General features: G+C 40.5%; 9 protein-coding genes and 1 other annotated feature. All 9 genes read left to right on the top strand.

Translation table 11 applies throughout. The features are described from left to right. Positions 1 to 4: 4 nt before the first annotated feature. The 9 genes from ACORHT_RS08305 (at position 5) to ACORHT_RS08265 (ending at position 13304) form a co-directional block, all read left to right on the top strand. A complete protein-coding gene (locus tag ACORHT_RS08305; RefSeq protein ID WP_414321364.1) occupies positions 5 to 676 on the top strand; it encodes a YggS family pyridoxal phosphate-dependent enzyme in 672 nt (223 codons plus the stop codon). A gap of 9 nt (positions 677 to 685) precedes the next feature. Then, a complete protein-coding gene (locus ACORHT_RS08300) occupies positions 686 to 1237 on the top strand; it encodes a cell division protein SepF (RefSeq protein WP_075229812.1) in 552 nt (183 codons plus the stop codon). After that, positions 1237 to 1500 (top strand): YggT family protein, encoded by a 264-nt coding sequence (locus ACORHT_RS08295; protein WP_075229813.1) that lies wholly within the window; start codon positions 1237 to 1239, stop codon positions 1498 to 1500. Before ACORHT_RS08300 ends, ACORHT_RS08295 begins: the two co-directional genes overlap by 1 nt. Then, positions 1497 to 2285 (top strand): RNA-binding protein, encoded by a 789-nt coding sequence (locus ACORHT_RS08290; RefSeq protein WP_414321363.1) that lies wholly within the window; start codon positions 1497 to 1499, stop codon positions 2283 to 2285. The genes ACORHT_RS08295 and ACORHT_RS08290 overlap by 4 nt, the downstream gene beginning before the upstream one ends. Positions 2286 to 2313: 28 nt before the next feature. Next, on the top strand, positions 2314 to 2547 hold the full coding sequence (locus ACORHT_RS08285; RefSeq protein ID WP_414321505.1) for a DivIVA domain-containing protein: 234 nt from the start codon (positions 2314 to 2316) through the stop codon (positions 2545 to 2547). A gap of 16 nt (positions 2548 to 2563) precedes the next feature. Next, a complete protein-coding gene (locus tag ACORHT_RS08280) occupies positions 2564 to 3343 on the top strand; it encodes a DivIVA domain-containing protein (protein WP_434349998.1) in 780 nt (259 codons plus the stop codon). Next, positions 3343 to 3554: a binding site (T-box leader), on the top strand. It overlaps the preceding gene by 1 nt. Positions 3555 to 3599: 45 nt before the next feature. Further along, positions 3600 to 6392, top strand: coding sequence for an isoleucine--tRNA ligase (gene ileS / locus ACORHT_RS08275; protein ID WP_434349997.1), 2793 nt, complete (start codon positions 3600 to 3602; stop codon positions 6390 to 6392). Between the two features lie 56 nt (positions 6393 to 6448). Then, positions 6449 to 7054, top strand: a complete 606-nt coding sequence (locus ACORHT_RS08270; RefSeq protein ID WP_414321360.1) for an Ig-like domain-containing protein — start codon at positions 6449 to 6451, stop codon at positions 7052 to 7054. 421 nt (positions 7055 to 7475) lie between these two features. Beyond that, positions 7476 to 13304 carry a Rib/alpha-like domain-containing protein gene (locus ACORHT_RS08265; RefSeq protein ID WP_434349996.1) on the top strand — a complete coding sequence of 1943 codons (5829 nt, stop codon included), beginning with the start codon at positions 7476 to 7478 and terminating at the stop codon, positions 13302 to 13304. Positions 13305 to 13342: the final 38 nt, after the last annotated feature.

Raw genomic sequence — 13342 nt, 5'->3', positions numbered from 1 at the left:
GAAGATGAATTTAAAAGAAAATACGAACCTTGTTTTTCAACAGATATCGAATGCAGTTCAGGAAGCCGGTCGTGAAAACGATTCGGTTTCTGTGATTGCGGTGACCAAATATGTAGATGTTGAAACAGCCTCTGCTTTGGTTTCGCAAGGAGTGCAACACATCGGTGAGAACCGTGTTGATAAATTTCTTGACAAGTATCATGCCTTGAGTGATAAAAATCTTACTTGGCATTTGATAGGAACCTTACAGAGACGTAAAGTCAAGGAAGTAATTTCTTATGTGGATTATTTTCATGCTTTAGATTCCTTAAAGCTAGCTCAGGAAATTCAAAAACGAGCGGACCACAAGATTAAGTGCTTTTTGCAAGTAAATATCTCCCAGGAAGAGAGCAAGCATGGTTTTTCAAAAGAAGAACTCTTAGCCCTTTTACCAGAACTCTCAGAATTAGATCAGATTGAGTACGTTGGATTGATGACCATGGCTCCATTTGAAGCTACAAGTCAAGAGTTACAAGAGATATTTAAAGAAACGCAAGAATTGCAAAAAACCATTCAAGAAAAACATCTCCCCAATATGCCGATGACAGAACTCAGTATGGGAATGAGTCGAGACTTTAAAGAAGCGATTCAATTTGGTTCAACTTTTGTTCGAATCGGCACAGCATTTTTTAAGTAGGAAATAACCATGTCATTAAAAGATAAATTTGATAAGTTTATAGATTATTTCACTGAAGATGGAGAAGAGGTGGCACCAAACGTTGCTGAGTTAAAGCCTGAAAAAACGCTAACATCAGTGTCTGCCCCCAAGGAAGAACTTCCACAAGCACAACAGCTACCACAACCATCACAAGTGAATACTAAAGAAAAAAATATTACTCGCCTTCATGCTCGTCAGCAAGAGTTGGCGATGCAGAGCCATCGTAGTACAGAGAAGGTAACCATTGATGTTCGTTATCCTCGTCGTTACGAAGATGCAACAGATATCGTTGATTTACTGGCAGGTAATGAAAGTATTTTAATCGATTTCCAATATATGACTGAAGTACAAGCGCGTCGTTGTCTAGACTATTTAGATGGGGCACGTCACGTATTGGCTGGTGAATTGAGAAAAGTTGCAAATACTATGTACCTTTTGACACCAGTAGGAGTTGTAGTAAATATCGAAGATATTCGCTTGCCTGAGGGAACTCAGAGTGAAGAATTCGACTTTGATATGAAGAGAAATAGAGTGAAATAATGATATTTCTAATTCGCTTCATTCAAAATGCTACAGATATCTATTCTTGGATACTTGTAGCTTTTGCTCTCTTATCCTGGCTTCCAAATGCCTATGAGACAGCAGTAGGTCGCTTGTTGTCTAGTTTAGCTAGACCGATCCTTCAACCCTTGAGTCGTCTGCCTCTAAGATTTGGAGGTTTTGACTTTTCAGTATGGGTGGCTGTCATCTTGGTTCATCTTGTTGGAAACTATCTCATTCGTTTTCTTTATATACTAGCATGAGAAAAGACATCTATCAGCATTTCTCAGTCGAGGATATTCCCTTTATTGATAAAGGCTTGGAGTGGCTAAGGCAGGTAGAAGAGCACTACGCTCCAATCTTAACTCCCTTTATCAATCCCCATCAGGTCTTTATCCTAAAGACATTGGGAAATAATCATGGGATTCAAGTTTTTTCTAGCAATGATTTTGTAGCTACAGAATATAGTCGTGTGCTACTTGCACCAGATTATTTCATACCGACGAGTTTAGCGGATTTTGAAATGGAATTGCTTGAGATTGTCTACTCTAGCAAATTTGAACAATTGACTCACGCTAAGATTTTGGGAACAGTCCTTAATCGACTCGGTATTGATCGCAAGCTCTTTGGTGATATATTGGTAACGGAAAATAGAGCGCAAATCATTGTAGACCAGAAATTCACTCCTCTCTTTCAAGACGGGATTCAAAAGATTGCCAAACTACCTGTTAAACTAGAAGCCAAGTCTTTTGAAGATCTGTTAGAGACTGAAAATGATTATCAAGAGAAGGAAGTTTTGCTTCCAAGTCTGCGCTTGGATGCTTTCTTATCAAATGTTTTGAAATTATCTCGATCACAGACCAGTGATTTATTAGCCAAAAAATATGTTCAGGTAAATTACCATCTGGTTGAAAAATCTGACTATCAAGTCAAGATAGGTGATTTAGTAAGTGTCAGACGTTTTGGAAGGATTAGTATTCTGAGAGAAAATGGTCAAACCAAAAGAGATAAGAAGAAAATAACAGTCCAAGTCCTACGAAGTAAGTGAGAAAAGATATGCCAGTTACCCCCTTGAAATTAGGGATAAGGTTTTTTCAACGAAATTCAGAGGCTATGACAAGGATCAAGTTGATGAATTTTTAGATAAGATTCTTTGGGACTATGAGGAATTGATACGGTACAAGGATGAATCTGAAGACTATATCAAAAAATTAGAAGAGAGTCTTTCGGTTTTTACCAACGATTTTCCTAAGAGACAAGTAACAAATGAGCAAAAACAAGAAACAATGAATGATTCTGTTTTTTATTAAGTAAGTGAGGAAAAATATGCCAATTACGTCATTAGAAATTAAGGATAAAACCTTTAGTACTAAGTTTAGAGGTTTTAATCCAGAAGAGGTTGATGAATTTCTAGACATTGTTGTTCGTGACTATGAAACACTGGTTCGTAGCAACCACGAAAAAGAGCAACATATTAAAAATCTAGAAGAGCGTTTGTCTTATTTTGATGAGATTAAAGATTCTTTGAGTCAGTCAGTATTGATTGCTCAAGATACTGCGGAACGCGTCAAGCAAGCGGCCAATGAACGTTCTCAAAACATCATCAAACAGGCTGAGCAAGATGCGCATCGATTGCTCGACGAAGCTAAGTACAAGGCCAATGAAATTTTGCGTCAAGCAACTGACAATGCCAAGAAAGTTGCAGTTGAGACAGAAGAATTGAAGAACAAGAGTCGCGTCTTCCATCAACGTCTCAAATCTACGATTGAAAGTCAATTGGCCATCGTAGATTCATCTGACTGGGAAGAAATTTTGCGCCCAACAGCTACTTATCTACAAACTAGCGACGAGGCCTTCAAGGAAGTTGTTGCAGAAGTTTTAGGCGAAGATGTGTCTGTCTACCATGAGGAAGAACCAATTGATATGACTCGTCAGTTTTCACCTGAGGAAGTAGCAGAGCTCCAAGCTCGAATCGAAGCTGCGAATCGAGAACTAGTAGAATCTCAGAAAGAAGCTGCTCCAACCAAGTCAACTGATGCAGGTCCAGGGCAAACTGAAGAAGATTCTCAATCAACACCCTTGACAGAATCTATTGATCTTTTATAAGAAATAAAATCTGAGAACAAGATCTTATCAAACATATTTTTAGCGAGTAGGAGATGGTGGAAGTCCTACAATCCCTGTTGATAAGATTATCCTCTCAAGTTATCAAGTCTGAAGTTAGTAGGATTTGACGTTGCCCCACGTTACGGGATAAGAGGGAGAAAGACAAGGTCTTTTTCCGAATAAAGGTGGTACCACGATTTTCGTCCTTTTTAGCGAGTCGTGGTTTTTAATTTGTCTATATAATAAAGGAGATATTATGAAACTAAAAGAAACTTTAAATCTTGGGAAAACAGACTTCCCAATGCGTGCAGGACTTCCAACCAAAGAACCTCTTTGGCAAAAAGACTGGGAAGAAGCTAAACTTTACCAACGTCGTCAAGAGTTGAATGAAGGGAAACCTCACTTCACTCTTCATGATGGACCTCCGTACGCTAACGGAAATATCCACGTTGGACACGCTATGAACAAGATTTCAAAAGATATCATTGTTCGTTCAAAATCAATGTCAGGTTTCTATGCACCTTACATCCCAGGTTGGGATACTCATGGTCTGCCAATCGAGCAAGTTTTGGCAAAACAAGGTATCAAACGCAAAGAAATGGACTTGGTTGAGTACTTGAAACTTTGCCGTGAATACGCTCTTTCTCAAGTAGATAAACAACGTGAAGACTTTAAACGTTTGGGTGTTTCAGGTGACTGGGAAAATCCATATGTAACCTTGACACCTGACTATGAAGCAGCGCAAATCCGTGTCTTCGGTGAAATGGCGAACAAGGGCTACATCTACCGTGGAGCTAAGCCAGTTTACTGGTCATGGTCATCTGAGTCAGCTCTTGCTGAAGCGGAAATCGAATACCATGACTTGGTTTCAACCTCACTTTACTATGCCAACAAGGTCAAAGATGGCAAAGGTATTTTAGACGCTGATACTTACATTGTTGTTTGGACAACGACTCCATTCACCATCACGGCTTCACGTGGTTTGACTGTTGGTGCGGATATTGATTACGTCTTGGTGCAACCAGCTGGCGAATCTCGTAAGTTTGTGGTTGCTGCTGAATTGTTGAACAGCTTGTCTGAGAAATTTGGCTGGACTGATGTTCAAGTTTTAGCAACTTATCGTGGACAAGAACTCAACCACATCGTAACAGAACACCCATGGGATAAAGCTGTAGATGAATTGGTTATTCTTGGTGACCACGTTACAACAGACTCTGGTACAGGTATTGTCCATACAGCCCCTGGTTTTGGTGAGGATGACTACAATGTCGGTATTGCTAATGGTCTTGAGGTTGCTGTGACTGTTAATGAACGCGGTATCATGATGGCTAATGCTGGCGCTGAGTTTGAAGGTCAATTCTACGACAAGGTAGTGCCAACGGTTATTGAAAAATTAGGTAGCCTCCTTCTTGCTCAAGAAGAAATCTCTCACTCATACCCATTTGACTGGCGTACGAAAAAACCAATCATCTGGCGTGCAGTGCCTCAATGGTTTGCTTCTGTATCTAAATTCCGCCAAGAAATCTTGGACGAAATTGAAAAAGTAAAATTCCACTCAGAATGGGGTAAAGTCCGTCTTTACAATATGATTCGTGACCGTGGTGACTGGGTCATCTCTCGTCAACGTGCTTGGGGTGTTCCACTTCCGATCTTCTATGCTGAAGACGGCACACCAATCATGACTGCTGAAACGATTGAGCATGTAGCTCAACTCTTTGAAGAGCATGGTTCCATCATCTGGTGGGAACGTGATGCTAAAGACCTCTTGCCAGAAGGATTTACACATCCAGGTTCACCAAATGGTGAGTTCAAGAAAGAAACAGACATCATGGATGTATGGTTCGACTCAGGTTCATCATGGAATGGTGTCGTGGTTAATCGCCCAGAACTTAAATATCCGGCAGACCTCTACCTAGAAGGTTCTGACCAGTACCGTGGTTGGTTCAACTCTTCACTTATCACATCTGTGGCTAACCATGGCGTAGCACCTTACAAGCAAATCTTATCACAAGGTTTTGCCCTTGATGGTAAAGGTGAGAAGATGTCTAAATCTCTTGGAAATACCATTGCTCCAAGCGATGTTGAAAAACAATTCGGTGCGGAAATCTTGCGTCTCTGGGTAACCAGTGTTGACTCAAGCAACGACGTGCGTATCTCTATGGATATCTTGAGCCAAGTCTCTGAAACTTATCGTAAGATCCGTAACACCCTTCGTTTCTTGATTGCCAATACATCTGACTTTAACCCAGTTGAGGATGCAGTAGCTTACGATGAACTTCGTTCAGTTGATAAGTACATGACTATCCGCTTTAACCAACTTGTTAAGACTATTCGTGACGCTTATGCAAACTTTGAATTCTTGACAATCTATAAAGTCCTAGTGAACTTTATCAATGTTGACTTGTCTGCCTTCTATCTTGACTTTGCCAAAGATGTTGTTTACATCGAAGGTGCCAAATCACTGGAACGCCGTCAAATGCAGACTGTCTTCTATGACATTCTTGTGAAAATTACCAAACTCTTGACACCAATTCTTCCTCACACTGCGGAAGAAATCTGGTCATATCTTGAGTTTGAAGCCGAAGACTTTGTTCAATTATCAGAATTGCCAGAAGCTCAAACATTTGCTAACCAAGAGGAAATCTTGGACACATGGGCAGCCTTCATGGACTTCCGTGGACAAGCTCAAAAAGCCTTGGAAGAAGCTCGTAATGCAAAAGTAATCGGTAAATCACTTGAAGCTTATTTGACTGTTTATCCAAATGAAGTGGTACAAACCCTTCTTGGTGCGGTTAACAGTAATGTTGCTCAACTCTTGATTGTGTCAGACTTGACTATCGCAGAAGGACCAGCTCCAGAAGGTGCAGTAACCTTTGAAGATGTGGCCTTTACAGTTGAACGTGCGGCTGGTGAGGTTTGTGATCGTTGCCGTCGTATCGATCCAAGTACAGCAGAACGTAGCTATAACGCAACCATCTGTAACCACTGTGCAAGCATCGTAGAAGAAAACTTTGCGGATGCAGTTGCAGAAGGTTTTGAAGCCAAATAATACTGTGACTGGTTACTAGAGATACTAATGAAGCTGGTCTCTTCTATCTTCCAATTATGGGCTTGAAAGCTGGCGATAAAGTGACTGCCGTAGCAAAAGATGCATCAGGTAATACATCAACTCCAACAGAGAAAACAGTTGGTAAAGGTGATGCGAAGGGAGTTAAAACACCAGTTGTGAACCCAGTTAAAGCAGGTGATACTGCAATCACAGGTACAGCAGAAGCAGGTTCAACAGTAGAAGTAACTCTTCCAAATGGCTCAAAAGTACCAGCTGTAGCAGATAAAGATGGCAAGTTCAGCATTCCAGTAGCTGGATTGAAGGCAGGCGACAAAGTTTCTGTAACAGCGACAGACGCAGCAGGTAACAAGTCAGGCGCAACAGTAGCGAAAGCAACGCCAACAGCAACAGATGTTAAGGTTAACAATGACGGATCAGTAGTTGTAACCTTTGCGGACGGATCAGTAGCAACAATTGCAGCTAATAAAGTTGTTAAGGAAGCAACTAAAGAGTCATCTGCTCAAGCACCAGCTAAGAAAGCAGGAGCGAAAGAATTGCCAAATACTGGTACAGAACAATCTAACGCTTCACTTGGTTTAGCACTTCTTGCAGCAGTGACAGGAGGACTCCTTATCTCTAAAAAACGTAAGGAAGAAGAGTAAACCATTGCTCTGATAAAGCAAACCTGAAAATTTTGATTCAGTGAATTTGCTAGAAAAACCGTAAGAAGAAATTCTTACGGTTTTTTGTATAGATAAAGTTGCTAATCGAAAGGTGCTAGTACTCTATGACGATAGGTATCTTAGAAATATATGGAGGAACAGTTCCTAAAACGAATTTGTGACTTTCTTAAACCATTTTCCAAATATTGAGGTGATATTCATTTTTTAAATACTGTTCAGTCTTGTGCGAATTTTTTTTGGACTCATTGATAAGAATTGTACAGTAAAAATAAAGATAAAAAGTAAAATATTTTATGAATAATTTTATTCTCAAAATCTTTGACGTTTTTAAATACATATTTTATAATAAAAATGTATGTAGCATATATAATGCTAAAAAATACGAAAAAGGAGACGTAAAATGTATTTTAATCGTAAAAATGCAGAGCAAAAGAACTGGCGTATGATCAAAAAAGGAAAACACTTCCTTTTCGGTTGTTCGCTTGTTTTTGCAATTGGGGCGGCTTTGGTAGCACCATCAGTCAAAGCAGATACAGTAGAAACTAAGCCAGAAGCAGGTTCTACTACGGAAACCACTAAGTCGGTTGCAGCTGAGGAGGATGTAACTTATGCAGCACCTGCTGCAGAAGTTCCAACAACTACAGAAGCTAATGCTAAGGAGAAAGATACAGAGTACTCTGCTGCACCAGTAGTAGCAACTACAAAAGAATCAGATTCTGTCCAAGAACCAAGCTTAACTACAGTAGCTGATGCATCAGCATTAACTGCTGAAGAAATCTCAAACGTCGTTGAAGCGATTAAAGGTGTAAATCCAACAGCAGTTGATGTTCAAGTTAGTAATGATGGATCTGCGGTTATAACATTTGCAGATGGCTCTAGCGCAACATTGTCAGCTTCTCAAACCGTTAAAGTGAAGCCAGAAGCTACTTCTACTTCGGAAGCACCTACACGTTCACGTCGTGCCCTTTCTCCAGCAAATGGCATCAGCACACGTTCATTTGACTCTGAACTTCAAGATGCTGCTCAAAAGACAGCCATCTATAGCCCAGGGGAAAAAGGTCAGAAACAAGGTTACGAAGGAACAGTTTGGCTTTACCGTAATGGAACAGTCAATAACGATAACCAAGAAGATGCAAAACGCCTTGCTAATGTTAATGTTTACCTTCAGTATGTAACTGGGAAAGGTTTCGTTTCTCCAGTTTATAAGACAACAAGTGGACAAGATGGAACTTTTGTATTTGACTTGTCTAAACCAGTAGCAAACCGTCTAGGAGCCACAGGTGAGTTTCAACTTGCAGGAGATCCTAAACTTGCTATCCGTACTTGGGTAGAAAATCCAGATCCAACAAAATACACTGTCATCAAATCAGGTGACCAACGTACAGGTTTCCACGGACGTCTTAGCCGTTTGAATGAAACTTGGGATTTCACGGCTGGTATCAACCGTATTGTTGGTGGTCAAGTAGTTCTCCAAGAAAAACCAGATTCTGAAGACTATCTATTGAAACCAGAAGCAGACCGTCAGACAGGTGACCAAGCAGACGGCCAATTTTCACGTAAAGGCGATTATGGTACAATCCGTGGTAGAGTGTGGTACGAACTTCGTGACCCAAGTGGTTCTGACGCACGTATGTATAAAAAAGACAGCTACGATATTAACGCCACAAACGTTAAAGTAGCGACTTCATACGTAAATGATGAAGTAACTCGTCTTTTTGATAAATGGAAAAAAGAACACCAAAACTACAAACTTGATGATTTCAAAGCTGCTCAAGCTGAAATTATCAAAGAATATGAAGCTAAGAATGGTAAAGGTTCACATATCGCTGAAACTGTTGTAGTACCAGTTGATAAAGACGGTTACTATCGTATTCCATTCCGTGGTCTTTATGGTGTGAGCGCTGATAAGGCTAATAGCGGTCTTAAAATTTCACATACGATTTCTGACCAAGAGTTTGGAACACTTGTTAAAGATGAAGATTTAGACAATGAACATCTTATGAAGTGGAATGGAACTATTGGACAAAAACACCGTCACATTAATACGGATTATGTTTATACCACTGTTCTTGTCAATGACTATGCTATTTGGAGCAATAACTACCAATCAAATATGTTTGAAGGTACGTCAGATGCTGTTCTTCCAGTAGGACCTTCATCACTTGCGGGAGCAAATATTTCAAATACCAACTTTGCTCTAATCGCACCACAACCAATGCACGACATCTTGGTGTATGACAACTCTGATCACTTTGCTAAACCAGGAAATACTGCTGAAAGCACTACTGGTGGGCTTATGCCATCACGCGAATACCAAATCCGTTGGTTCAAAGATGGTAAAGCAATTGGTGAAGCAACAACTGTAATGTCAACAGCAGAAGGAACTGCTAAGTCAGTACCACTCACTGTGCCAAATGATCTTACAGAACCAGCAATCTATACATCAGCTGTATTCCTCCAAGGCGAAGACACAAGTGACCTTCATTCAGCATTGGCACTTGATTCATTCACTGCTGTTCTTGATGAAGAAACAGACAAATACACTCCAAAATATGCTGACACACTTGTAACACCAGGAACCCCTGCTACAGCAACGCCAACTTTCACAGATAAAGGTGGGAAAGATACACCAGCTCCAGAAGGTGCTAAATATAGTATTCCATCTGACTTTGTAGCTCCAGAAGGCTACACTGTATCAATCGACGAAAATACAGGAAAAATCACTGTTGAAGCTAAGCCAGGAACAACAGTTGAAGAAGTTGAAGTACCTGTCAAAGTAACATACAAAGACAACTCAACTGATACAGCCAAGGCTACCTTTAAGTTGGATACTGATGGTGATAAGATCCCAGATGTAACGGATGAAGATGATGATAATGATGGTGTCAAAGATTCAGACGAAACAACAGATGGTACAAACACTAAAGATCCAAACTCAATCGCTTCAAAAATTACTCCAATTGATGATCAAACAGGTGTAGTAGGAAAAGAAATCACACCAGTTACTGTCACAGTAGAGAAAGTTCCTACAGATGGTTCTATCAAGGTTGAAGGACTTCCGGATGGTGTTTCTTACGACCCAGCAACAAAACAAATTACAGGTACACCAACAACTGAAGGTGAATCAGAAGTAACGATCACAGTTCTTGGTAAAAATGGTCAACCAGTAAAAGGTGCTGATGGACAACCTGTAACTGAAACATTTAAATTTACAGTTACAAAACCAGCAACAGACGCTGATAAGAACACTCCAACAGCTAAGGAACAAACAGTAAACAAGGGTGAAACTCCAGATGCTAAGAAATCAATTGGTAATACAGGAGATCTCCCAAGTGGTACAACCTATGCCTTCAAAGATCCAGTAGATACAACTACAACAGGCGATAAGGGAGCAACCGTTGTTGTTACTTACCCAGATGGCTCTAAAGATGAAGTTCCAGTTAAGGTAAAAGTTGTAGAAAACCCAACCCAAGCCGATGAAAATACCCCAACAGCTAAAGATCAAACAGTTAAGAAGGGAGATACTCCAGACGCTAAGAAATCAATTGGTAATGTAGGAGATCTTCCAGAAGGAACTAAATTCGAGTACAAGACACCAGTAGACACTACAACACCAGGCGACAAAGACGCAACAGTTGTAGTAACTTACCCAGATGGCTCTAAAGATGAAGTTCCAGTTAAGGTAAAAGTTGTAGAAAACCCAACCCAAGCCGATGAAAATACCCCAACAGCTAAAGATCAAACAGTTAAGAAGGGAGACACTCCAGACGCTAAGAAATCAATTGGTAATGTAGGAGATCTTCCAGAAGGAACTAAATTCGAGTACAAGACACCAGTAGACACTACAACACCAGGCGACAAAGACGCAACAGTTGTAGTAACTTACCCAGATGGATCTAAAGATGAAGTTCCAGTTAAGGTAAAAGTTGTAGAAAACCCAACCCAAGCCGATGAAAATACCCCAACAGCTAAAGATCAAACAGTTAAGAAGGGAGACACTCCAGACGCTAAGAAATCAATTGGTAATATAGGAGATCTTCCAGAAGGAACTAAATTCGAGTACAAGACACCAGTAGACACTACAACACCAGGCGACAAAGACGCAACAGTTGTAGTAACTTACCCAGATGGATCTAAAGATGAAGTTCCAGTTAAGGTAAAAGTTGTAGAAAACCCAACCCAAGCCGATGAAAATACCCCAACAGCTAAAGATCAAACAGTTAAGAAGGGAGATACTCCAGACGCTAAGAAATCAATTGGTAATGTAGGAGATCTTCCAGAAGGAACTAAATTCGAGTACAAGACACCAGTAGACACTACAACACCAGGCGACAAAGACGCAACAGTTGTAGTAACTTACCCAGATGGATCTAAAGATGAAGTTCCAGTTAAGGTAAAAGTTGTAGAAAACCCAACCCAAGCCGATGAAAATACCCCAACAGCTAAAGATCAAACAGTTAAGAAGGGAGACACTCCAGACGCTAAGAAATCAATTGGTAATGTAGGAGATCTTCCAGAAGGAACTAAATTCGAGTACAAGACACCAGTAGACACTACAACACCAGGCGACAAAGACGCAACAGTTGTAGTAACTTACCCAGATGGATCTAAAGATGAAGTTCCAGTTAAGGTAAAAGTTGTAGAAAACCCAACCCAAGCCGATGAAAATACCCCAACAGCTAAAGATCAAACAGTTAAGAAGGGAGATACTCCAGACGCTAAGAATTCAATTGGTAATGTAGGAGACCTCCCAAGTGGCACAACCTATGCCTTCAAAGATCCAGTAGATACAACTACAACAGGCGATAAGGGAGCAACTGTTGTTGTTACTTACCCAGATGGATCTAAAGATGAAGTTCCAGTTAAGGTAAAAGTTGTAGAAAACCCAACGCAAGCCGATGAAAATACCCCAACAGCTAAAGATCAAACAGTTAAGAAGGGAGACACTCCAGACGCTAAGAAATCAATTGGTAATGTAGGAGATCTTCCAGAAGGAACTAAATTCGAGTACAAGACACCAGTAGACACTACAACACCAGGCGACAAAGACGCAACAGTTGTAGTAACTTACCCAGATGGATCTAAAGATGAAGTTCCAGTTAAGGTAAAAGTTGTAGAAAACCCAACGCAAGCCGATGAAAATACCCCAACAGCTAAAGATCAAACAGTTAAGAAGGGTGACACTCCAGACGCTAAGAAATCAATTGGTAATGTAGGAGATCTTCCAGAAGGAACTAAATTCGAGTACAAGACACCAGTAGACACTACAACACCAGGCGACAAAGACGCAACAGTTGTAGTTACTTACCCAGATGGCTCTAAGGATGAAGTTCCAGTTAAGGTAAAAGTTGTAGAAAACCCAACGCAAGCCGATGAAAACACCCCAGTAGCTAAAGACCAAACAGTTAAGAAGGGTGACACTCCAGACGCTAAGAAATCAATTGGTAATGTAGGAGATCTTCCGAAAGGAACTAAGTTCGAATACAAGACACCAGTAGACACTACAACTCCAGGCGATAAGGGAGCAACCGTTGTTGTTACTTACCCAGATGGCTCTAAGGATGAAGTTCCAGTAACAGTTAAAGTAGTAGATCCAAGCACAGATGCGGACAAGAACACCCCAGTAGCGAAGGGTCAAACAGTAAACAAGGGTGAAACTCCAGACGCTAAGAAATCAATTGGCAATGTAGGAGATCTTCCGAAAGGAACTAAGTTCGAATACAAGACACCAGTAGACACTACAACACCAGGCGATAAGGGGGCAACTGTTGTTGTTACTTACCCAGATGGCTCTAAGGATGAAGTTCCAGTAACAGTTAAAGTAGTAGATCCAAGCACAGATGCGGATAAGAACACCCCAACTGCTAAAGATCAAACAGTTAAGAAGGGTGAAACTCCAGACGCTAAGAAATCAATTGGCAATGTAGGCGATCTTCCAGAAGGAACTAAATTCGAGTACAAGACACCAGTAGATACAACAACACCAGGTGAAAAAGACGCAATTGTTGTAGTAACATATCCAGATGGCTCTAAGGATGAAGTTCCAGTTAAAGTAACTGTTGCAGCTAATGCAGCTCCAGCTTCTGATAACACTCCAGCTAAGAAAGCAGGCGCTAAAGAATTACCAAATACTGGTACAAAACAATCTAGCGCTTCACTTGCTCTAGCACTTCTTGCAGCAGCGACAGGAGGACTCCTTATCTCTAAAAAACGTAAGGAAGAAGAGTAAGCTATTTCTCAAATAAAGCAAATCTAAGAATCTTGATT

Source organism: Streptococcus sp. KHUD_014 (assembly GCF_051106275.1).
Taxonomy (GTDB): Bacteria; Bacillota; Bacilli; order Lactobacillales; family Streptococcaceae; genus Streptococcus.
Note: the sequence above shows the minus strand (reverse complement) of the source record. Positions and strands in the feature narration are given on the sequence as shown.